The sequence below is a fragment of the Nannocystis bainbridge genome (genome assembly GCF_028368995.1).
Taxonomy (GTDB): Bacteria; Myxococcota_A; Polyangia; order Nannocystales; family Nannocystaceae; genus Nannocystis; species Nannocystis bainbridge.
Window position 1 is genome coordinate 1,257,409 of record NZ_JAQNDL010000001.1, and the last position, 22,582, is coordinate 1,279,990.

The following is a 22,582-nucleotide window of genomic DNA, read 5'->3' on the forward strand; positions in this document are numbered from 1 at the left end:
AGGTCGCGATGATCCGCGTTCGTGCTGTTCCCCTCTCCATGCTCCTCGCGTTCGGCGCCTGTGTCGATCACGCGCCGTCGTGGGCCGACTTCATCGCCAACGACATGACCGCCGGGACAGGTACGAGCAGTGACGGGGGAGCAGCGGCGACGACCGGCCCCGCGAGCACGCTCGACGAGCCAACCCCGGCCACCGGTGATCCCGAGGGCACGACCGACGCGGCAAGCTCGGGCGACGCCAGCAGCGCGGCCAGCGACGCCGGCAGCACGGCCGGCGGCGCCGAGCTCGTCCCGCCGCGGATCCTCGCGGTCGACGTGCCGACGAAAGTCCACCTCGCCGGGCCGGTACCGGTGACGGTGATGACCGAGGGCGCGAGCCTCGTGCGCGCCACGCTCGACGGCGCCGAGCTCGAGCTCTTCACCGACCAGGGCGGCGGCGTGTGGACCGGCGCGGCGCCATGCTTCGGGGCGGTCGACAACGGCGCGCACGTGCTCGAGGTGACCGCCACCCTCGGGCCGCTCTCGCACGCGTGGCCGCCGGTGATGTTCGAGGTCGCCGCGCCGGCGCCTGGCGATCTCGCGTGGGCCAGGCTCGGGCCGAGCGGCTCGACCTCGCGGCGCGTTGTCGTGACGCCCGAGGGCGACGCGATCGAGGTTGGCTCTCTGGTCGTCGACGGCGCGCCGCGCCCGTCGATCCGGAAGCGGCGGGGCAAGGACGGCACGGAGGTCTGGGCCGAAGGTACGATCGTGCTCGACTCGCGCGAGGGCGCGGTCGATGCGGTCGCGCTGACGCCGGGCGGGCAGATCTGGGTGGCGATGAACGTCCGCCAGGCGGACAGCAAGTGGCGGCCGCGGATCGTCCTGCTCGACGCGGAGGGCCACGCGACGGGCGTCGAGATGCCGACCGATGCCGGGACGACGGTGCGGGGCATCGCCAGCGACGCCGCCGGCGGGTGCATCGCGGTCGGCTTCGGCAGCTCGGGCTACGGCGACACGGACATCAAGATCTGGCGCATGAACGCGGAGGGCGTGGCGGTCGTGAGCGCGAAGGGGTGGGACCACGCACCCAACGGCCAACTGAACCTGCACGGATTCGACGACCTCGCGTTCGACGTGGTGATCAAGGACGGCGTCGCGTGGGTCGCCGGCGCGAGCAAGGGGAAGCACGACGAATGGTGGTTCGAGACTCGAGGAATCCTCGTGCCGCTGGACCTGGAGACCGGAGCGCGGCTCGACCCGGTGGTCGTGCAGGAGGCATATGGCGGCTGGCGGCAAGGCATGTACCTCGGCGCGGCCGCGCACCCGGACGGCGTGGTGGTCGTCGGCTACGGCGCGATGACGGACGAGGCCTCGCAGCGGATTGAGTTGGCGCTCTACGACGCGGGCGGCGCCCGGCTCTGGTGGTCGCCCGAGGCAGCCGTGGATGTCGCGTACGGGACGGGGGTCGCCGTGAGCGCGCACGGAGGGGTGATCGCCTCGGGCGTCGTGATGGACGGAGGAACGCTCCGCGGCGTCGTGCTCGGGCGCAAGGGTCTGACGTACGAGCTCGAGTTCTCGTCGGGCCTGGACCCGTCGGCGGTCTACGGCGTTGCGCTCGATCCCTGGGACCAGGTGTTCGCGGTGGGCGAGCTGACGGCCGCGGGTGTGCGCTACGCCCGGGCGGCGTTCGTGCGCCAGTGAGCCCCGCTCACTGCGGGATGAAGGCGTCGCACGCCTCGTGCACGAGGTCGGCGGCCTCGCTGAAGAACCCGTCGTAGCTGTCGGCGCAGATGTTGCCTTCGTGGTGGTACTCGAAGGTCTTGATCACCTCGCGCACGTGGATCGGCCAGAGGCCGTCATCGTAGACGCAGCCTGGCACGGGCTCGCCCTCGAGTGGCTGCCCGATGATCGCCAGGCCGACGATCGCGTGCTCGTCGCCGCCCTTGGCGGCCACCACCGCTTCGTGGACTTTCTTCGCGCTCAGGACCGACTCGTAGTCCTCGTTGTCCATGATGAAGACGAACACGAGCAGCGCGTCGTCGCGGAGAAACCCCTCGTTGCAGCCGCCCGGGCCGTTGAGCTCGTCGGACACCGCGGCGACGAGGGTGTCCGCGAGCGGCGGATCGTCGCCGAACGTGCCCACCTGGGCGATGCAGGCGAACGCGTCCGGGTCCGTCTCGCCCTCGACGATGTAGCGGTTCCCCCCGTAGAGCTCGCACACGTGGTTGGTGGCGTAGGGGCCGGCGTTGTAGAGCAGACCGGCGCCGCGGGTCCGGTCGCACTTGAACACGGTGTCCGCGTGCGAGCCGCAGACGTAATCCATGGCGTTCGGGCCGCAGCTGCCCTTGTTCCCGCAGTACTCGGCCGACTCGCAGTTCAGGCCGCGCCACTTCTCGTCCGTGTTCACGCTGATGATGTGCCGGTCGAAGCCGGCAAACTTCGTCTCCAACACATCGAGGAAGCCGGGGAAGCTCGCCACCAGTTGATCCTGCTCCTCGTCCATCGTGAAGAGCGCCGAGATCACGAACACGAAGTCGATCTTGCCCTTGCACCCCTCGGGCTGCGGGTCGCCGAGGTCGGGCGCGGGGTCCATGTCGAAGGTCGAGACGCCGGCGGTGCTGGCGGCGGCGCTGTCCTCGGCGCCGCCGGACGTCGAGGTCGAAGACGAGCCCGCGGAGCTGGTGGACGAGGTTGAGGTCGACGTGCCCGGCGTCGTCACGGACGTCACGCCGGGTCCCGTCGAGAACCCCGGCGACGTGTTGGTGCCGCAGGCGAGTGTGGCAGCGGCGACGGAGAGCGCGAGGCGGCGCATGCGACAAGGATACTCCGGGCGCCCCGCGCTGTCCCGCACTTCGGCGCCGAACGCCTGTCCTGCGTGCTCATTCCAGACCCAGGTCGGGCCACCGGCACCTGGTCCTGCCGCGCGTACCCGTCGCGTCCTCCAGCTCTCCAAGAGCATATTCCGTTGCGCATACGCGAACCGGAGCACTCGCTTCCTCGCTTTCGTCGCCAGTGACGGACACGAGATGCGTTCACCCGTGGCTGCCAGATTTGCGAGGCGAGCTCGTGAACTGTCACAACTGGACGTGCTGCCGAGCGTGCCAACGCCGAAGAACCCGCCCGCCTGTTCGGACCGCGGCCCCCGCCTATGGGCCCGCCATGGGCTACCCGCACCGCGCTCTGCCGCTGCGTCTTTTCGTAGCCGGGCGCGCCGCCAGCGACCGGGTGGCCAAGACATAGACGGACATGCTTCAGCTCCCTCTCATCCTTTCAAACTTCCTCGCCGCCACCGACGCCGCTCTGGCCCACGCAGCCGGAGCCCAGCGGTTGCTGGCGCAGTCTCTCGCACCTGTCTCGGACGTTTGCGACGCAACGACCGGCGTTCGACGGGTCCGCTCCGCGACTCGCTACCGGGGACGGGCGGCGGTTCAGCTCGAGCTCCGAACCACCAAGCAAGGCGCTGGCCAGCTTACCGAGTACGTCGCCGACGGCGTCTTGCTCTTCACGGGCTCGGACGACGGCCCCCAGGCGACGCCGGCGGGCATTGAGCTGCTTGCCGACACGTCGCCCCGCGCGGTCGAAATGCTCGCGGCCTTCGCCGTGCTTCAGGTCCGGGTGTTCGAGGCGGACGTAGGGGCGCCCGCCGACGCCTGCGGAGCGACGCGCGGCAAGCCGGAGGAACAAGCGAAATGCGCGTTCATCGGCGTGCTCGGGTGCATCCCGCCCGCGGCGGCGTTCACGTGCGCCGTCTCGGCGGCCCTCGCCGTCGGGTGCGGCTGGCTGGTCGAGAAGGCATGCGAGAGCGAGCCCGAGACCTGCGAGCCGGGTTGGACGGAGGGGTGACCGTGGGCGTGCTAGTTCCCGCGAGTTTCCCGAGCCAGCGCGACGCGCAGCGCCGTTTGATGACGCATCCACAGCGTCTCGGGTTCCTGCCCACCTGGTGGTTCTGGCGCGCGCTCAAATGGGACTGGCCGCTGTTTTGCTCGTTCCTCGGTGCGGCGATTGGCGCATTCTCCGTCGCCCTCGGCTGGATCGTGCTCTACGCCGGCTTCGAGCTGCCAGCCGCGTTCATCGCCGCGTTGCTCGGGCCCGTTCTCGGGTTCGGTGTCGTCGAGCGGGGCCTGCGTGCCCTCGTCGTCCGCCGGCGCCGTGCGCTGGCAACAGGGCGGGCCGAGCTTCCGCCTGAACCGAGCGGCAACCGTTCGCCAATTGACCCCTAGCGCGCTGGGATCGCCGACGTTCGCGCTGTACCCCTCTCCATGCTCCTCGCGTTCGAGCCGTTCGACGACCTGGCCGAACGGACCCGCCCACGGCGAAACCACGAGCAGGCGACAGATAGACGAACTCGATGCCGCATTGTGGCGCGCGCTTTCGGCCGCCTTGCCGGCCAGCGAGCGGTGCGACGCCCGCCTTGGCCCGACTGACGGTCACCATGTCGCGTGATATGGTTGGGGCATACAGATTCCTGATGCTCTCGCAGGAGAGTGCCAGGGATCGGAGGGGCCATTAGGAGCGGGGCTGCCCGCAGGGGCGCTGAAAGCGCCAACAATGGGCGCCCGACAAGGCCGCGTGACATAGCGAGCTTGCCGCGTTGCCGAGCGGGATTGCCCGCCAAGACCAACGAGAGCCCCTGGCGGAATTCTCGACGGGCCCGAGCGTCACCTGACCGATCCAGGCTCGGGAAAGCTATACTCAAGCGTTGCAGCGATGTTCTCACTAATCAACCCGACGCGCCTGCACACGCAGCCGCAACTCCTGCTCGACGCTCACGGTGAGGAGCGCTTGTTGCTGGTTGTGAAGGGGAGCTTCGAGTTCGCCGGCGAGGTTCTTCGCCCCACCGAAGCAATGATCGTGCTTGCCGACCAGTACCACGGCGACCCGTCGTACACGAGCCTACTCGACCTGGCGGAGCGACTCGCCGGAGTATGAGCTGCAACAGTGACTCGAGAGGCTGCGGCGCCATCGGACCCTGGATGGTGATAGTCTCGGTGCCCGCCGAGGGCTTTGGCGAGCGGCGTACCGTCGAGGGCGAGCGCGGCCTGCTGGTCGCACCAGAGGAAGAATGCGTCGACGATCGGTCTCGACTTCGCCTGGCGGACCGACTCTCGCTTCTTGCGGGGCGCCGTCGCCAGCGCGCGCTCGATCTTGAAGAGCGCCTTGACTCCGGCGCGAGGTCATCGGCCGCAAGAACTGGCTGTTCCTCGGCAGCGAGGAGGGCGCCCGCGCCAACACACTCTTCGTGTCGCTCCTGGCGAGCTGCCAGCTCCACCGGATCGAGCCCTGGGCATACCTCCGCGACCTGCTGTGCCTGCTCCCGTCGTGGCCCCGGCGCCGCGTCCTCGAGCTCGCACCGGCCTTCTGGGAGGAGACTCTGAAACAGGAGGACGCTCAGCAGCGCCTCGCCACCAACGTCTTCCGCGGCGTGTCCCTCGGGAAGCATACGAGCGAGGTGTAGCCGAACGGCGACTCAGCCGGGAACGTAGCTCGCCGGACGCATACGACTGAATTGACTGGCTCTTCCCGGCGACGAGCTCGCGTTGGCGACTGACGCGGATGTCATGCGTGACGCGGCGATGCCGACGCGTACCAGCACGGCGGCGACCACGGCGGCGACCACGAGCCGGCGATCGACGGCGCGCCGCTGCACCCTCGCTCGACGGCGTAGCTGATGCGGACTTGCAGCCAAGAGCACGGGAGCTGGGAAAGGCGAGCAGGCTTTCAGCTCGCTGTTCGACCTCCTCGACGTGGTCGGCAACCTCAAGGCCAGCAACGAGACCGTCATCGCTGGCGCAGGTCGACGACCTGTGGACCCCTGACTAGATTCTCAAGGCGCTCGGGCGCGGCGCCTTCAAGCCCACGCCCAGCGAACGTCAGGACGGGTGAGGCCATAGCTCGGGGGTGAAGTGTGGGCCTGTTGAGGCTACCAAGAGATGCGCAGCTTGATGATCCTGCGCTCCAGCGAGTGCCTGGTGATTTCCAGAAGACCCGCCGCCGCGACGATCGAGCCGCCTCCCTGGAGCGCACTCTCGCACAGGAGCCGAAGCCGACCAGGCGGCGCTCCAGGCCGCGATCGGCAAGCTCCCGCAGGATGACAAGGCGACGCGGGACCTCGCGCGCCTCGCGGTCGCGTGGGTCGATCGCAACCCGACACCACTGCCTCCGTCACCGCCCGGCTATCGTCGGTGAGTGGGCGCGCCTGGAGCGGCGGTAGCGCGCCAACGCCCACGGCACACGCCTGGGCCCGGGTCATCACGTTCAGCCCTCGCGCGCCCTCGCCCCCTGCGCTCGTACCCGGCAGTGGACGCCGCTCGCGCTTCGGGCGGATGATACGTCCATGAGCGCCCCGCGGGATGTCATGCGTCGGTGGACAACTTTACCCCTGACCGCCGCGCTGATCGGGGCCGCCTGCACCGCCTCCTCGGACCCATCCGGGGCCCCGCACCCCGCCGCCGCGCCGGTCGAAAGCTCGCCTGCGGCCGTCGCCGCCGCGGATGCGCCGGCCGCCCCTGTGACCCCGGACCCGCCCGCGAACCTCACGGCCCCCGCGACGACGGCCCCCGCGACCCCGGACCCGCCCGCGAACCTCACGGCGCCCGCGATGACGGCCCCCGCGACCCCGGACCCGCTCGCTCCGCCGGCGAACGTCGCCACCCCGGACCCGCCGCCCGCGACCCCGCTCGTGCCGCTCGCGGTGTACGCCGCCGCGCTCGACCCCGAGACTCGCGCCTGGGCGGTCGACATCATCAACTTCGAGGCGATCGACACCGGCCCGCTCGACCGGCGACTGGCGGCGCTGGGCGACAGGGAGGACTCGCCCTTCATCGATCGCTTCGCGCCCGGCGACGCCGGCCTGCCCGTCGGCTTCGCGCACGGCGATCCCTGGACGCTGGTGACCCTCGCGGGCGCCGAACAGCGGATCGCCGCGGGCTTCGGCGCCAGCGTCCCGGGAGGCTCGGCCGCGCTGCACTTCAAGGTCGATCTCGGGCCGGCGCAGCCGGGCGCGAAGGGCTGGGCGATCGCCCTCCGCGGCCACGCGGCCACGACCGCGAAGCTGGTCGCGCCCAAGCCGCTCGCCCCGGCCGCGCTCGCGCCCGGCGCCCTCGGTCGCATCGTGGAGGCGCTCGTGCCCAAGCTCGACGAGGACCTGCGCCCGCACGTGCGCAAGACGACGATCGCCGAGAAGCACGTCAAGCTGTTCCCCGGCCGCTTCCCGGGCGGACGCTCGCACGTCGCGTTCGTCCACGCGATGGCGAAGAGCGACGAGGATGACTTCGAAGTCTCGGGCGTGCTCTTCACCAGAACCGACGGCGCCGTCGAGTTCTTCGCCGTCGCCGACGTCCTCGGCGCCGCCACCTTCTTCGCCCTCGTCGACATCGACGGCGACGGCCTCGACGAGGTGCTCTACGAGGACCAATACCACGAGGGCTGGTACCTCCAGATGATCCACTGGAACGGCGGCAAACCCGAGAGCCGCACGCTGATGGGCGACGGGGTGTGACAATGCGGGAGCGCCGGAGAGATGTTCGTCCGGAGCGCCTGCCGCAGAACGATGCGGGTCAGGTGGGCTTCGTTGCTGTGCTCGGCCACCACTCGCGGGTTCCCCGACCTCGGCTTGCGGCTCTTCGATCGCCGGGGCAGGAGCCAGACCGGGTGCTGTTCAAACTCGACCAGATCACTACGTCGCGGTCGGAGCACTAGTGTGAATGGCCGAGCGGGGCGTCGAGGACCTGCTCGAGGTCTTGCAGGTTGACGGGCTTGACCAGGTGGTTGTCGCAGCCGGCCGCGCGCGAGCGCTCGCGGTCGGCGTCCTGGCCCCAGCCGGTCAGGGCGATGATGGTCATGGCGCGGCCCCACGGGGTCTCGCGGATCCGCCGGGTGGCGTCTAGGCCGTTGAGCCGGGGCATGCCGACGTCCATGAGGATCACCTGGGGTCGGAACTTGTCGGCGGCCTCGATGGCCTCGTAGCCGTCGTGGGCGGTGTGGACCTCGTGGCCGAGCATCTCGAGCATCATGGCCATGGCGTCGGCGCCGTCGCGGTTGTCGTCGACGACGAGCACGCGGCGGCCCGGGCCGGGCGGGAGGTCGTGCGGATCGTCGGAGCTGTCGGTGCGGGCGCGGTCGACCAGCGCCGGCAGCCGGACGGTGAAGGTGCTGCCACGACCCTCGCCCGCGCTCGCGGCGGTGACGCTGCCGCCGTGCATCTCGACCAGACCCTTGACGAGCGCGAGGCCGACGCCGAGGCCGCCGGCGCTGCGCTCGACGCTGCGGTCGACCTGGCTGAACATGTCGAAGATCGAGGACAGCGAGCCGGCGGGGATGCCGATGCCGTCGTCGCGCACGGTGACGACGACCTCGTCGCCGCTGCGCTCGGCGGTGAGCTGGATGTGACCGCCGGGACCGGTGTACTTGGCGCTGTTGGTGAGCAGGTTGCTGAACACCTGAGCGAGGCGGGTGAGGTCGGCGTCGAGGAAGACGGGGCCCGCGGGCAACGAGACCTGCAGCTCGTGGCCGGCGGCCTCGATCTGCGGGCGCGCGGTCTCGACGGCGCTGCCGACGACGTCGGCCAGGAGGATCCGCTCGCGCCGGAGGTCGAGCTTGTTGCGGCTGATCCGGCTGACGTCCATGAGGTCGTCGATGAGGCGGACCATGTGTGACAGCTGCCGGTCCATCATGGCGCGCGCGCGGGCGGCGACGTCGAGGTTGTCGCCGGCGAGGTGCATGACCTGGAGGCCGGTGCGGATCGGCGCCAGCGGGTTGCGCAGCTCGTGGGCGAGGAGGGCGATGAAGTCGTCCTTCTTGCGGTCGGCGTCGCGGAGCTGCTCGACGAGGCGCTCGCGCTCGCGCTCGGCCTGGATGCGGGCGGTGATGTCGGTGAAGAGGATGGCGACGTGCTCGCCGAGCTTGAAGGCGTAGACGTCGTACCAGCGCGGGCCGAGCGCGCTGGCCAGGTTGACGAACCGGGCGGGCTGGCCGGTGCGGGCGACCTCGCCGTAGGCCTCGGCCCAGTGACGGTCGTGGCCGGGCGCCAACTCGAGGATGGTCTTGCCGACGGCGTCGTGGAGGCCGGTGTGCTTCTCGAACGCGGGGTTGACCTCGAGGAAGCGGTAGTCGACGCCGCGGTCGCCGTCGAACACCACGTCGACGATGCAGAAGCCCTCGTCGAGCGAGGAGAACAGGGTCCGGTAGCGCTCCTCGCTGTCCTTCAAGGCATCGAGCGCCCGCGCGTGCTCGGTGACGTCGATGGCGATGCCGTCCCAGGCGGTGCCGCCGCCGCGGAGGGGCCGCGGTGCCGAGTGACAGCGGATGTATCGGATCTGGTCGCGGCCGTGGATCCGGAACTGCCAGTCGAAGTGGGTGCGGGCCCGAAACGCGGTCCCCTCGATCGCCAGCATCTGCTCGCGGTCCTCGTCGACGATCACGCCGTAGAGGCCCGCGGGGTTGGCGACGATCTCGGCGGGGGTCATGCCGCAGATGGCCTCGACGCCGCGGCTGACGTAGGCGAATCGGCGCGAGCCGTCGACGCCCTCGATGACCTGGTAGATGAAGCCCGAGGGCAGGTTGTCGGCGAGGGTCCGCTGGCGCTCCTCGCTCTCGCGCAAGGCGATCTCGGCGCAGCGACGCGTGGTGATGTCGTAGTTGGCGCCGACGTAGCGGAGGGGCGCCTCGCCGGCGCGCAGGACGTCGCCCCGGGCGGCGATCCAGCGATAGGTGCCGTCGGCGTGGCGCACGCGGAACTCGGAGTGCGTGGGGCTGTGGGTGCGCACGGCCTCGCGCGTGGTGTGAAGGGCGGTGACGAGGTCGTCGGGGTGGATGCGGTCGAACCACCCGGTCTCGTCGGGCGCGGGCTCGTCGGGACCGAGGCCGAGCAGCTCGCGGATGGTCTCGGACCAGGTGACCGCACCGGTCTCGATGTTCCACTCCCACGAGCTCACGCCCGCGGCCTGCAAGGCGAGCGAGAGCCGCTCGGACTCGTCGCGCACGGCGGCCTCGGCGACGCGGGTGTCGGCGAGCTCCTGCAGGGTGCGCCGGTGCTGCAATGCGCGCTCGATGGCGGGCGCGGACTGGTCGACGCAGCGACCCAGGAGCCGCGCGACGCGCTCGGACAGGCGGCGCGGCTGGTGGAAGTAGAGCGTGAGGACGCCGAGCAGGCGCCCGCCGCGAGCGAGCAGCGGGACGGCGTGGAGGGCCCGGAAGCGGTCCTGGGCGGCCTCGTGGGCCTCGTGGGCGAGCGGGTCGAGGTCGGTGTCGGCGACGACGACGGCGGCCCGGCGCTGCAGGCACAGCTGGGCGGCGCCGCCGAGACGCGCGAGCAGCTCGTCGGTGACGCCGAGGCTGGCGCCGGGTTCGAACGCGCCGTCGTCGGCGCGCAGAGTGATCGCCCCCATGGTGGTGTGGCCGATCGCGGCGGCGGCGGCGAGAGTGTGATCGAGGACCGCGGCGAGCTCGAGGCTGCCGGCCAGGCGGACGCTCAGGTCGAGCAACAGTTCGAGCTCGCCGAGCTCGTCGACGTGGCGCACGTGCGGTCGACCTTCGTCGCCGACGCGCTCGCTGGCGTCGGCGGTGGCGGGACCGGTGAGCTCGTCGGAGCGCATGCAATAATTGTAGGTGCGGGCGCGGGCGCGGCCAATGTGGGGTCAGCGAGCGCGGAGGCGGCGAAGACCGCGACCCGAGCGTCCGGCGGCCCCGCTCGTGGGCTTCACCGTCGAGGCCGGCGTCGAGGAGGCGGACGATCCGGACGGCCCTGTCCGGCGGGCGCGGGCGACCGTCACGAACGCGCGTGGTGCGCGGAAGGAATCGCAGCACCCTCGACGGGCGGAATGATATGTCCCCGAGGACATGTGGCGACCGTGCCGCGAACGCGGGCCGTGGAGATCCAGTGAAGCTCCGAGGAGTACGTCGCGCGGATGGACGACGTCCTCGACACCCTGGCGCAACCGGCCGACCGTCGGAGCCGGTCGTCGCGCTCGATGAACGGCCGGCCGCTCGTCCTGGCCGACCAGCCTCACCTGGCCGCATGGCCCGCCAGGACTATGAATACGTTCGGCGCGGAACCGCAAATATCTTCTGTATCGTCGAGCCCAAGGCAGGGTGCCACCTGACCTATGCGACGCCGAACTGCACGGCGAAGCAGTTCGCTCGAGCTCTCCGCAGAATAGCTCAACGATATCGTTCGGCGCGGACGATTCACCTCGTCATGGACAATCTCAACACGCACCGGAAAACTCGTTGTGCACGACCTTCGGCGGTGTTGCGGGGCGCGAGCTCTGGAGCCGCTTTACGAGGAAGTGTTGCGGGTTCGGGGCGCGACCTTGAGAAGCTCTACGGCTTGTCCTGCCCGCGCTTCGCCGAGCCCGAAGCCGCTCCACATTGTGCTCGGGCGTGTCGTCCTAATCCCGACTAAGCGGCTCCAGATATTTCCGGAGGGCTTCCCACGGCGGCTGATGGTGGCTGTCGAGTCTTCCCAAATGCTGCATAGACACATCTTGAATTCCGGCAGCCTTGTTGTGTGCGGACCCCATGCCTTCCCAGCGGTTTGCCATTCTATGGCTGACGAGGAAATCGATAATCGCCTCGAAGCGCAAGGGGTCAACCTCCCGCGAGAGGAAGACAGCATCCATCCCAGGTGCCTTCATGTAAGAAACGGGCCCGTCATCGAGTGTTCCGGCCATCAAGGCAATGAACTGCGAAGACAGAACATGTATAGCATCTGCCATCTCGCGCATGACTCTTAGCGTTGGCACATCGGATTCAGCGAGTACCTTGGCGAGTTGCCGATACAGCCGATCCGGCACCTTCGGGGTCTGCATGCGATCGACCGCGAGCAAAACAAGGCAGCTCTTGCCCAGTTCATTGTCAACGGACTGGATATCTCGGAGTTGCTCCTGAACCAAAGTATGAAGGCCAGGATCGTCGGCGCGTTGGCCGACATATAGAGAAACCGCTGCAAAGTTGCCCTGATCAACATACGGTCGCACCGTCTCGAGGAACGTCTCCGCGGCTCTTCGTTCCTTTTCGGAAGCGGTGTCTTCAACAGCTCCTCGCATAAGCGATAAGCCTGGAATGAGGTCAAGCACCCTCGCTAGGGTATTTCTGAAAATCTTCTTGTTGCGATCTTCTGACGGCATCCCCACCAGGATCGGGCGTCCCATCAATGAATTCAAGAGTGAACTAGGCGCCGCGGCGCGCCGCTGGCCCGGCTCGAAGGTCGCGTCGCGCAGGTCGCGGTCGCTGCTCGGCGAGCTGAGCAGCTCGGCGATGATGATGTCCGGCAGTGGGCAGGCGAGGTCGGCGACCAAGCTCGACACCATCACCGACCTCGTCGTCGGGCCCAGCGTCGGGGCCATCGTCCTCTCGCAGAAGAGGCTGGACGCCCAGTCCGGCGACCTGCGGGCGATTGTACTGGCGCGGGCTAACTCGCAGCCAGCTCCATCTTGATGGACCTCGATCGGCCGCTCGCCCACGCCCTCATCAACGCCGTGATGGTTCGGCCCGGTCTCATCGCCATCCGCGCGCTCGTCGACATGGAGCGCGAGCGACAGGACCGCGAGCGGGCCGCCGCCGCTGCCCGTGAGGCCGCCGAGGCCGCTGCCCGCGAGGCCGCCGAGGCCAGCGCTCGCGCCGAAGCCGAGGCGCAGGACCGTGCCGCGGCCGCGGTCGCCGAAGAAGCCCGCCGGGGCCGAGGAGCGCCGCCAGCACCGCCATCGCGCTCGGTGCAAGAGGGTGCTGATGGCGGCAAGGTCCTGATCGCCCGCCTGCTCGAGTGAGCGCAGGAGGCGAATCGTGCTCGTGCGCTTCCCGGCGTGACCCGGGCCCGGGCGGGCCGTAAGTTGTTATCATGGCACCCCAGAACGTCGCACGGAAGCTCATCGCCTCGCACCTGCTCGAAGGGGAGATGATCCCAGGCCAGGAGATCGGCCTGCGCATCGACCAGACGCTGACCCAGGACGCCACCGGCACGCTGGTGATGCTCGAGCTCGAGGCGATGGGCCTCGAGCGGGCGGCCACCGAGGTTTCGGTGCAATACGTCGACCACAACCTGCTGCAGACCGACTTCAAGAATCCCGACGACCACCTGTTCCTCCAGGCGATCTGTCAGCGCTTCGGCATCTGGTACAGCCGCCCGGGGAACGGCGTCAGCCATGCGGTGCACATGGAACGCTTCGGCAGGCCCGGACGCTCGCTGGCCGGCTCGGACAGCCATACCCCGGCCGCGGGCTCGATGGGCATGCTCGCCTTCGGCGCCGGCGGACTCGATGTGGCGTTCGCCATCGCCGGCGAACCGCTGTACCTGAGGATGCCGAAGATCCTCGGCGTCGAGCTGGTCGGCGCGCTGCCCCCCTGGGTTAGCGCCAAGGACCTCGTGCTCGAGATGCTGCGCCGGCACGACGTCAAGGGCTGCCGCGGCATGATCGTCGAGTACTTCGGCGACGGCCTGGCGGGGCTCACGGCGATGGACCGCCATGTCATTGCCAATATGGGCACCGAGCTCGGCGCAACCACCACGGTCTTCCCCTCCGACGAGCAGGTCCGGCGCTTCCTGCGCCTGCAACGCCGCGAGCAGGACTGGGTCGAGCTCATCGCCGACGCCGGCTGCGACTACGACCTAGTCGAGCGTATTGAGCTGCCGGCGCTCGAACCGCTGATTGCGTGCCCGTCGAGCCCCGGCAACGTGGTCCGCGTGCGCGAGGTCGAGGGCCGCCCGATCTACCAGTCGTACATCGGCTCCTCGGCCAACCCCGGCCTGCGCGACTTCTGGATCGCCGCCGAGATCGTCAAGGGCCTACGTGCGCACGAGCGCGTCTCGCTCGACATCAACCCGACCTCGCGGGCGCTGATCGAGAACCTGGCGCGCCTGGGCTCGTTCCAGCAGTTGATCGCCGCCGGGGCGCGCTTCCACCAGGCCGGCTGCAACGGCTGCATCGGCATGGGCCAGGCTCCGGCCACTCACCAGATCAGCCTGCGCACCGTGCCGCGCAACTTCCCCGGCCGCTCGGGCACCAAGGAGGACCTGGTCTACCTGGTCAGCCCCGAGACCGCCGCCGCCTCGGCACTGGCCGGCGCCATCACCGATCCGCGCGACCTCGAGAAGCTCTACGGCCTGTCCTGCCCGCGCTTCGCCGAGCCCGAAGACCAGGCAATCAACCATGACCTGATCGCTCCCGCGCCTTCCGCCGGTATCGCCGAACGCTTCGAGCGGGGGCCCAACATCAAGGCGCTGCCGCTGTTCGCTCCGCTGGTCGACGACGCCGAGGTGCCGGTGCTGCTGAAGATGGACGATGACATCTCGACCGACGAGATCTTGATGGCGGGGGCGCGCGCGCTGCCCTTCCGTAGCAACATCCCCGCGATCAGCCAGTACGCCTTCTTCGCCATCGATGAGACCTTCGCCGCGCGTGCGCACGTCGCCAAGGAGCAGCACGGCGGTCACGTGGTCATCGCCGGCGACAACTACGGGCAGGGCTCGAGCCGCGAGCACGCCGCGCTCGCGCCGCGCTACCTCGGCCAGATCGCGGTGATCGCCAGGAGCTATGCGCGCATCGCCTGGCAGAACCTGGCGAACTTCGGCATCCTGGCGCTGACATTCGTCGATCCCGCCGACTACGATTGGATCGAGCAGGGCGACCAGTTCGCGTTCTCGGACCTGCGCGAGCGCGTCGCCGCGGGCGGTGTCATCGTGGTCCGCAACCTGACCCAGCGGCGCGACGTACGCTGCGCGCACCAGCTCAGCGAGCGCCAGGTGCGCGCAGTGCTCGCCGGCGGGCTGATCAACCAATTCCGGCAACAGCGCGGGGTGGGCAATGACGGCCCGCTGCGGTGCGCTCGTTGACAGCCACGCGGATCGCCGCGTAGCGTCGGGCCGATGTGGAAGTGCCTCGTCCTCGCCATGTTCGCGGTCGCTTGCGGTGAGGCCGGGCCCAGCGCGATCGCCAAGGTCCAGGCGGCGCATCGCCGGCCCCTCGCGCGCGCGTCGCGGTCACCCGTCGGGCTGCACCGCCAGCAATTCGACGATCTCGCCGGCGTGGTTCGAGGATTCAGTCTACTCCGTTGCGTCGTCGGAGGACGAAGCTATTTGCTTGGTAACCCGCTCGGAGGACATCTGGACGCAGTATGTGCTGGACGACGAGACGTTCGATGACCGTTTGGTAGCCGGCTTCACAAAAACGTCGAAATGATAATTCGGGAGCGATCGGCGGGAATTTAATTCCCGCTGTTGAATCGATGTGGTAGGGCTAAAGCATGTCGCCTATACAAGCCCTTCAACTCGCTCGTACGGCGAGCGCGACACCGAAGAGCCCGATCGGTCTCCTCAAGGTTGTGTTCATTCTCGGCTACGGGACCCCAGGCTCGGTGGTTTTCGCTCGCCTCGATGTGATGGGGACCGCCGAGCGTGCGCTGCTCTTGGGATTCTTGATGTTCTATCCGCTCGTCATTTTATCGGTCCTGTATTTGCTGGTGTCGAGGCATTACCCAAAGCTGTACACCCCCTATGACTTTCGAGAAGAAGCCCACTTCCTCGCATTGGCCCGAATGCAAAGTTCGAAGTCCATGAAGATTCATGACAAGAGGGATTCCGCTGTCCAAGAACCGTCGGGCGGGGCAGTGCTGGGCCCGCTCAAGCTGGAGCCGGCACCTCGCATTGCGACGGATGAGACGTCCGAGGGGCAAGAGCTCGACCTTCCCGCTCCTCGCGGAGGAGGCAGCAAAAGGCGCAGGGCGAGCGCGTCGACCCCGAATTCAGAGGTCGAGGAGCGCGCCCCCCTCCGACGTGGCTCCCCCGCATGACGGAACAGGACCTCCGCACGGTCGCACTGGTCAGAGGGGCGGTGGGTCGTGTGCGGCCTCCTGGCGCAGCTTGGAGCACACGTGCAGAAGCACCGCGCTGCGGGGGTCGACGCTGCCGCGGGCCTGTATCGTCCCACGACCACGACCGCGAGCCTGGCACGCGTTGCCGCCACCGCCGTGCGGGGCGTCTCCGGGGTTAGGACCGCCGAGGACGCCGCACAGGCGCTCCAGGCGAGCGAGGAGCGTCGACTGCTTGCCCTCGACTCGGCCGAGCTCGGGGGCCTGGCGCTCAAGCTGTTGCATCCGCGGTTGGCGGCGGACGCCGACCCGTTCAGGACGGGCATCCACCGCCACGGGCCGCTGCCTACAGCAGGAGCGCGTAGAGGTCGTTCCCCTGCGGCCGGACCGCCTTGAGATAGCGACCAATCTCACCTGCGTCGGATGTCTCATCCAAGGTCCCCTCGGAAGCAGACCTCGCTGGGCTTGGCACGACTGCGCCCGGACCGTAACTGTGAGGCCGCGCGGCGTCCGGCACGCGGCCCGGGTGCAGCGAAATGGTTGTAACAGCGGCGAGGCGACGGGGACTCAAGGGCGACGGCGGCCGTGGGGCCGCGCCACCTCTTGAGGTTCCTTCGATGCGTCTCTTATTGCAATCTTCGACCCTAAGCGCGGTGTTTACGATCGCGCCGTCCGTGCTGGCCGCTCCACCGCACATCAATTCACTGTCGTCAGCCTTCGTGGTCCACAACGGGCGCGTGCGGATCGCCGGCACCGATTTCGGCAAGGCGCCCGGGCTCGTCGCGGGCGCGAGCGTGGAGATCGGCGGGGTACCGGTTGCGACCGCGCGCTGGGCGGAGACGGCGATCAGCGCGTACGTCACGGCCGACGTGCCGCTCGGGGACACGACGATTCGCGTGATCACGAGCGAGGGCGCGAGCGAGGCGGCGCCGCTGACGATCGAGCCGCTGCCGCCAGCCGACGGAAGAATCGCGTGGCGCTTCCAGGTCGACGGTATGGGGATTCAGCACCGCAGCGGGATCGGCCCTGATGGGACGGTGATCGCCGTCGACGCGCTGGGATTCGTTTATGCGCTCGGGCACGACGGGCTGTTGCGGTGGATCCACGACGGGCCGCGGCGGGCGGGTCACGAGCACGGCAGCGGCAGCGAGGGACCGGTGGCGGTCGGAGCCGACGGATCGAGCTACGTGGGGATCCAGCCGCTCGGTCCGGACCTACACTTGCACGCGCTGGCGCCCGACGGGTCGCTGAAGTGGATCCTCAACGAGCCGTGGGCCCACACCGTGTCGGGGCCGGCGATCGGGCCCGAGGGCGACGTGTACTGGGCGGTGACGGCTGCGGGCGGTGGACTGCAGCGGATCAAGCCGTCAGGGGAGTTGGTGTGGGACCACGCCGGCCAGCCGAAGCTCGACGCGTCGTTTTACGAGCGCTCGCACGAGCTGGTGTTCGGGCCGTCGCGCCCGAACGGGCCGCTCGATCAGGCGTACTTCGCGGTGACGCTCGGCGATCTGTATCAGGGGATGCCGACGCCGCCGTTCCTGTTTGGGTTCGACCTCGATGGCCAGCAGCGATTCGCCACCTACGTGCAATCACTGTCGGGCTCGTTCGGCCCGCGCGGCCAGGCGGCGGTGGGGCCCGACGGCCGGGTGTATCTCTCGAGTTGGGGGCTCCCCGAGGGCTGGGGCTTGCACGCGTACGAGCCCGGCGGCGGATCGCGGGTGTGGTCGTATTATCCGGACCCCGGCAACGTGGTGTCGACGCCGGAGTTCGACGCGGACGGCAATGTGTACGTGATGCACGACGGGGCGTACTTGACGTCGCTCGACGCCGCGGGGTCGCTGCGCTGGGAGATCGGGATGGAGCCGGGATCGCGGCTGGGACCGTCGCTCAGCCCCGATGGTGGCACGCTCCTGATCGACGGGATGGACAGTGCGCCCGACGGCGAGTTGGACGCCTACGACGCGGCGACGGGGACGCAGCTGTGGAAGATCCCGTTCCCGATCGAGAACGGTACGTATCAGATGCCGAGCGCGCGGGCGCGGTTCACGGCCGACGGGACGCGGGCGTATGTCAGCACCGTGATTGGCGGACAGCCCGAGGAGGATGTGTACGGCTGGCTCTACGCGATCGACGTCGAGGAGGCGCCGCATCCTGGGGAAACGACGGGCGGCGAGGAGAGCGCGACCGGCGAGACCGCGACGAGCACGAGCGCGGGGGAGACGAGCGGCGAGATGCCGACGACTTCACCGGTGGAGGGTTCGACGGGCACCGGCACGGGCGAGGACGATGGCGGCGATGGCGGGTCCTCGGCCGGAGAGACGGGCGCGGAGGCGGATCCCGGGGCGGAGGGCTGCGGCTGCCGCAGCATGAACGGCAGCGGGGCGGGCTGGTTGCTTGCGCCGTTGTGGTGGAAGCTTCGCCGATGCTCGCGTCGCCGGCCCAACCGGTAGTAGGACCTTAAGGTCCCATCTCGATGGTCTGCCACGGCTCACAGCTCGGGCCGCCTCACCAGCACGGGGATCATCATCGGCACGCCGATGTGCATGTCCCGGGAGCAGGCCCAGACCTGCCCGCCCCGCTGGGCCCTGCGCTCCGCAGTCACCGGCGCCCACGTCTTCTTCGCCGCGTGGGGCAAGTTCGAGCCCTACTCCGCCAGCGACGCGCAAGCGGCTATACACGTCCGGCTCACCGTCACCGGCGAGGCCGGCGCGGAACGCCGCGACCGCCTCGGCCTCGCGCCCGAGCGGCACGATCTGCTTGCCCCGCTGCAGATGCAGCAGCGCCAGCCGCGGCTCTGCAGTCAATGCCCTTTCGGACAGGTCGAGCTTCACCTCGGGCGCCATCGGCCCGTCCTGCAGCGCATGTGCGACGAGGAAGATCTCGTGGGCAACGGCCCCGGCCGCGAGCTGACCCGCGAGCCAGCGATCGGAGCGGCAGTGGAACCATCCGGGCGCCAGACTCTCGACTTCCGCGTAGGCGGCTTCCGCTTCGGCATAGCGCCGCAGGTGGAGCAGGGTGAAGGCGGCCTGGTAACGACAGTGCGGATCGTGGCGATCGGCGGCCGCAGCCCGCTCGAAGTGAGCGAGGGCCTCGGCGTGTTCGCCCTCGCCGCCGCAGGCCTCTCCCGCCCCGGTGGCCTCGGGCTCGAAGCCCGGGACCAACATCCTCGCCGTCGACACCGACGCGCTGCAGGCGAGCCGAACATCACGGCGACGAGAGTGACGGTGAGCATGCCCGAAAGGTGACGCGATACCGCGCCAGATCGAGCGGCGACCTCACCAGGGGATCGGGCCGTCGTCGTTGGAGAACGTACCTGTCGGTCCGTCCGGCCCGAGCAGCGCCAGCCGCACCGGCTCGCGCGCGCCCTCGACGACGCTCCGCGGCCCGCTGTGAGCGTTGAGATCGGTCGCCGTGTAGCCGGGGCACGCGGCGTTGACCTTGATCGGGGTGTCGGCGAGCTCCTGCGCGAACGCGATGGTCACGGCATTGAGCGCGCTCTTCGACGGGCCGTAGGCGACACCGCCGACGCCGCGGAACGGATATGCGGGATCGCTGATCGAGGTCAGCGAGCCGATGCCGCTCGACACGTTGACGATCCGCCCCGCCGGCGCCGCGCGGAGCAGCGGCAGCATCGCCTGCGTCACGGCGATGACGCCGAAGACGTTGGTCTCGAACACCGCCCGGACGTCCGCCAGCGAGGCCACGCTCGGCGCCCCGCTGCGGGTGATGGCGGCGAGCGACGCGTCTCCGGCCGCGCCGCCATGGGCGATGCCAGCGTTGTTGACGAGGACGTCGAGCCGCCCGAGCTCGCGCTGGATCCACGCGGCGGCGGTTGCGATCGTGGCGGCATCGGTGACGTCGAGCACGAGCGAGCGGGCGTCGCCGGTGATCTGTTTCGCCGCGGCCTCGCCGCGCGCGCGGTCGCGGGCGCCGACGAGCACCGTGTAGCCGCGCGCCGCGAGCTCCCTGGCGATCTGAAGGCCGATACCTTTGTTGGCCCCGGTGACCAGGGCGACGAATTTGTCATGCATGGCCCCGTGATAGCGATCGCCAGCGGCGCTGCCTTGGTGATCCTTGGCACGGAGACGCCTCCGCCAAGAATGCCCAAGCCGCCCCGGCGCGCTCGCCCTATCATGAAGCGCGTGGCGATCCGCACCGACATCCTCGCGGTCTCCGTGCCCGGTCTACGGGCAGTGCGCTGGTCCACCGACGAGCTCCATGCGGGGATGAAGGAGACGTACTCGATCGCGCGCGTCGAAACCGGCCGCTCGGAGTGGTGGTGCGGCGGCAAGGTGTGGCGCTGCGAGCCAGGCTCGTTGCAGCTCGCCGGGCCCGGGCAGGTCCATCGCGACGTCTCGCGTGACGGCCCGAGCACGGCCCAGATCGTCTCGTTTGCGGCCTCCACTGTCGAAAGCGCGATCGGCCCGGTCCGGGTACGTCCGCAGCTCACCGCCGACGATGCCCGCGGCGCCGCGTTCCAGCGCCTTCACGACGCCGTCCACGCCCGCGCCGATCGCCTCGAGCTGGAGGTCGCGGTCGCCGAGGGGATCGCCGCGCTCGCGTCGATCGGCGACGCGACGTTCGAACACACGCGACCGGTCCGGCGATCGCTCGAGCTGTTGCGCGAGCGACTCGCCGATCCCGTCACGCTCGACGATCTCGCCGCGTACGCCGGCCTCGACAAGTTCCACCTGTGCCGGGCGTTCCGTTCGCAGGTCGGGATGCCACCACACGCCTATTTTACGCGGCTGCGGATCTTGCGGGCCAAGCAGCTGTTGGCCGCCGGGGTGAAGCCTCGTGACATCGCCCCGCAGGTCGGGCTGTACGACCAGAGCCAGCTCAATCGGCACTTCCGCCGCATCGTCGGCACGACCCCGGGCCAGTACGCGCGCGGCCTCTGACGCACAGGTCGAGACGGCCGAGCGCGACGCCACAGCGTGAGGTCCGACAGCCGCGGCCGAGCGCGGGACCATCCGAAATCTGGGGGTAGGAGGAAGGGTCATGATCACTGCTGCGTTCGTGCGCGAGTACAAGCCTCGCGCGATGAAGTCACGTGCGACGCGCTCCCCGGGTTCATTCTGCGGGTTCTGCTCACCGGGAAGAAGGTTGCGCTGATCCGCTACCGCATCGACGGGAAGGACCGCCGGGTCAAGATCGGGCTGCTCGGGCCCGCACTGTCGATCGACGAGGGCGCAGCGGCGTGCTGCCGTCATGCTCGCTGACGTCACAGCCGACGCGAGCGACGATGAGCCGCCGGTCCCGCGGGCCGCGGGCAGGGCCGCGCGAGTGAAACAGGTGGAATCGGCGTCGTTCAGATCGTCACGCTCCGCCAGCTCGCCGAGCGTGCGCTGCTTCCAGACCCGGCGGGGGCGCCGCTGCGGAGCCGCGAAGACGGCGCCTCCGCCTCGGCAGCGCGGCCAGACCGCTCCCTAGCGCAAGAGTCTGTCACAGGTCGGGCCTGTGACAGACTCTGGGACGAAACCTGACCGGAGCAGATGAGCGCAGAACAAACCGAGCATCTTCAACCCCGCGCGCATTTTCGAGAATTCAGGGCTGCGCTGTTTCTGGCGCGGGGTTTGCTGATGTTTAGAACTTGTTCCACAGCTACCAGTTGCTCTTCGAGAGGCCTATGCAGTGTGCGTTCAGCATCACCGCATCACCGCCGAACGTCGGTAAGCCGTGGAAACCACAAATCAGCCACCGCAGTTTTGCGGCTTTGCCAAACTTTTGCCAAAACCCGGGCCAATCCGGGTCGCACCGGTCCAGACCGGGAAATCCAGAACCCCTCAGAACGCCCGAATTCGTGGGATTACGACCCGGTCGGGGTCTGGGCGGGCGGCCTGAGGGGCCTGGGGATTGTTCCTCTCCTATTATTTGCAGGCCATGGCCGACGCCGAGGCGCAGGAGGGGCACCGCATCGTCGACGTGCTCGACCTCCACTGGTACACCGAGGTCTACGCCGACGGCCAGCGCATCACCGGCGACGACAACTCGCCCGCCTCCGTCGAAGCCCGCGTGCAGGCCCCGCGCTCGCTGTGGGACGACACGTTCCACGAGGACAGCTGGATCGCCAACGACGTCCTCCAGGGCCCCGTGCGCCTGCTGCCGTGGCTCAGGGAGCGCATCGACGAGCACTACCCCGGCACCGGCCTCGGCTTCACCGAGTACAACTACGGCGGCGGCGGCCACATCTCCGGCGCCATCGCCCAGGCCGACGTGCTCGGCATCTTCGGCCGCGAGGCCGTGACGATGGCCGCCTACTGGGCCCTGACCGATCAGACCTCGATGATCTGGGCCGCCTTCCGCGCCTTTACCAGCTACGACGGCCAGGGCGGCAAGTTCGGCGACACCTCGATCCACGCCGCGACCTCCGACGTCGCCGCCACCAGCGTCTACGCCAGCACCGACGTCGCCGACCCCGCGCGCACCGTGATCGTCGCCATCAACAAGACCGCCGGGCCGCTGACCGCCGCGGTCAGCCTGGCCGCCTACGCCAACTACTCGAAGGTCGCCGTGTGGCAGCTGACCGGCCCGCAGCCGGAGTTGGTCGCCGGGGCCGATCTCTCACTGGCCGCCACCAACGCGCTCCTCTACGCGATGCCGGCTTACAGCGTCAGCGTGCTCGTCCCGCAGTGAGCGTGCGTGCGGCGTGCTCGGCGACCTCGTCGCCGGTCACGCCTCACACCGTGGCGCCGCCGGCTTCGATGATCGTCCGATACTGACATTATCGAGGTACCGCCATCGGCGAGTCCGCGTGGCGGGGAACAGCCTGGCCACGCTCCGGGCACGTCGTCGGCATATCA

At 69.4% G+C, this 22,582-nt stretch carries 17 protein-coding genes and 2 pseudogenes; 12 read left to right on the forward strand and 7 right to left on the reverse strand.

Features of this window, described 5'->3' with window-relative positions; genetic code table 11:
- Nucleotides 1–38: 38 nt before the first annotated feature.
- The gene (locus POL25_RS04965; RefSeq protein ID WP_272084677.1) at nt 39–1,679 is read left to right on the forward strand and encodes a hypothetical protein; all 1,641 of its coding nucleotides are present in this window, start codon (nt 39–41) and stop codon (nt 1,677–1,679) included.
- A gap of 7 nt (nt 1,680–1,686) precedes the next feature.
- Here the strand turns inward: POL25_RS04965 and POL25_RS04970 are convergent, their stop codons facing one another.
- Nucleotides 1,687–2,790: a hypothetical protein gene (locus POL25_RS04970; protein ID WP_272084678.1), complete on the reverse strand. Its 1,104-nt coding sequence runs from the start codon at nt 2,788–2,790 to the stop codon at nt 1,687–1,689.
- Nucleotides 2,791–3,224: 434 nt separating this feature from the next.
- On the opposite strand from POL25_RS04970, the gene POL25_RS04975 reads away from it, so the two are divergent.
- The 3 genes from POL25_RS04975 to POL25_RS04985 all read left to right on the forward strand — a co-directional run bounded on the left by POL25_RS04975 (nt 3,225) and on the right by POL25_RS04985 (nt 4,907).
- Nucleotides 3,225–3,821, forward strand: a complete 597-nt coding sequence (locus POL25_RS04975) for a hypothetical protein (protein WP_272084679.1) — start codon at nt 3,225–3,227, stop codon at nt 3,819–3,821.
- A gap of 2 nt (nt 3,822–3,823) precedes the next feature.
- Complete coding sequence (locus tag POL25_RS04980) at nt 3,824–4,198, forward strand: hypothetical protein (RefSeq protein WP_272084680.1); 375 nt, start codon at nt 3,824–3,826, stop codon at nt 4,196–4,198.
- A gap of 487 nt (nt 4,199–4,685) precedes the next feature.
- Nucleotides 4,686–4,907: a hypothetical protein gene (locus POL25_RS04985; RefSeq protein WP_272084681.1), complete on the forward strand. Its 222-nt coding sequence runs from the start codon at nt 4,686–4,688 to the stop codon at nt 4,905–4,907.
- Nucleotides 4,908–5,035: 128 nt separating this feature from the next.
- Here POL25_RS04985 and POL25_RS44855 read toward each other — a convergent pair.
- Nucleotides 5,036–5,122: pseudogene (locus POL25_RS44855) on the reverse strand (hypothetical protein); the annotation flags it as partial.
- A gap of 95 nt (nt 5,123–5,217) precedes the next feature.
- Between POL25_RS44855 and POL25_RS04990 the strand changes: the two are divergent.
- The gene (locus tag POL25_RS04990; protein ID WP_272084682.1) at nt 5,218–5,433 is read left to right on the forward strand and encodes a transposase domain-containing protein; all 216 of its coding nucleotides are present in this window, start codon (nt 5,218–5,220) and stop codon (nt 5,431–5,433) included.
- A gap of 1,143 nt (nt 5,434–6,576) precedes the next feature.
- Entirely contained in the window at nt 6,577–7,476 is a 900-nt protein-coding gene (locus POL25_RS04995; protein ID WP_272084683.1) for a hypothetical protein, read from the forward strand.
- Between the two features lie 196 nt (nt 7,477–7,672).
- Here POL25_RS04995 and POL25_RS05000 read toward each other — a convergent pair whose 3' ends face one another.
- A complete protein-coding gene (locus POL25_RS05000; protein ID WP_272084684.1) occupies nt 7,673–10,570 on the reverse strand; it encodes an ATP-binding protein in 2,898 nt (965 codons plus the stop codon).
- Nucleotides 10,571–10,800: 230 nt separating this feature from the next.
- Here POL25_RS05000 and POL25_RS44860 point away from each other — a divergent pair, with 230 nt between their 5' ends.
- Entirely contained in the window at nt 10,801–11,379 is a 579-nt protein-coding gene (locus POL25_RS44860; protein ID WP_373372066.1) for a transposase, read from the forward strand.
- Here the strand turns inward: POL25_RS44860 and POL25_RS05005 are convergent.
- On the reverse strand, nt 11,366–12,274 hold the full coding sequence (locus POL25_RS05005) for a hypothetical protein (protein ID WP_272084685.1): 909 nt from the start codon (nt 12,272–12,274) through the stop codon (nt 11,366–11,368). The genes POL25_RS44860 and POL25_RS05005 overlap by 14 nt on opposite strands.
- A 138-nt stretch (nt 12,275–12,412) precedes the next feature.
- Here POL25_RS05005 and POL25_RS05010 point away from each other — a divergent pair, with 138 nt between their 5' ends.
- Both POL25_RS05010 and POL25_RS05015 read left to right on the forward strand, forming a co-directional pair.
- Nucleotides 12,413–12,742 carry a hypothetical protein gene (locus POL25_RS05010; RefSeq protein WP_272084686.1) on the forward strand — a complete coding sequence of 110 codons (330 nt, stop codon included), beginning with the start codon at nt 12,413–12,415 and terminating at the stop codon, nt 12,740–12,742.
- A gap of 71 nt (nt 12,743–12,813) precedes the next feature.
- On the forward strand, nt 12,814–14,805 hold the full coding sequence (locus tag POL25_RS05015) for an aconitate hydratase (protein ID WP_272084687.1): 1,992 nt from the start codon (nt 12,814–12,816) through the stop codon (nt 14,803–14,805).
- Between the two features lie 986 nt (nt 14,806–15,791).
- On the opposite strand, the gene POL25_RS05020 is transcribed toward POL25_RS05015, so the two are convergent.
- The gene (locus POL25_RS05020) at nt 15,792–16,064 is read right to left on the reverse strand and encodes a hypothetical protein (protein ID WP_272084688.1); all 273 of its coding nucleotides are present in this window, start codon (nt 16,062–16,064) and stop codon (nt 15,792–15,794) included.
- 389 nt (nt 16,065–16,453) lie between these two features.
- Between POL25_RS05020 and POL25_RS05025 the strand changes: the two genes are divergently transcribed.
- Entirely contained in the window at nt 16,454–18,229 is a 1,776-nt protein-coding gene (locus tag POL25_RS05025) for an outer membrane protein assembly factor BamB family protein (RefSeq protein ID WP_272084689.1), read from the forward strand.
- A gap of 567 nt (nt 18,230–18,796) precedes the next feature.
- Here the strand turns inward: POL25_RS05025 and POL25_RS44865 are convergent.
- Nucleotides 18,797–18,943, reverse strand: a pseudogene (locus POL25_RS44865) (hypothetical protein); the annotation flags it as partial.
- 111 nt (nt 18,944–19,054) lie between these two features.
- Nucleotides 19,055–19,810, reverse strand: a complete 756-nt coding sequence (locus POL25_RS05035; protein ID WP_272084691.1) for an SDR family oxidoreductase — start codon at nt 19,808–19,810, stop codon at nt 19,055–19,057.
- 6 nt (nt 19,811–19,816) lie between these two features.
- Between POL25_RS05035 and POL25_RS05040 the strand changes: the two genes are divergently transcribed.
- Together POL25_RS05040 and POL25_RS05045 are read left to right on the forward strand one after the other, a co-directional pair.
- Nucleotides 19,817–20,680: a helix-turn-helix domain-containing protein gene (locus POL25_RS05040; RefSeq protein ID WP_272084692.1), complete on the forward strand. Its 864-nt coding sequence runs from the start codon at nt 19,817–19,819 to the stop codon at nt 20,678–20,680.
- Nucleotides 20,681–21,635: 955 nt separating this feature from the next.
- A complete protein-coding gene (locus POL25_RS05045) occupies nt 21,636–22,415 on the forward strand; it encodes a glycoside hydrolase family 44 protein (RefSeq protein WP_272084693.1) in 780 nt (259 codons plus the stop codon).
- Nucleotides 22,416–22,582 lie beyond the last annotated feature (167 nt).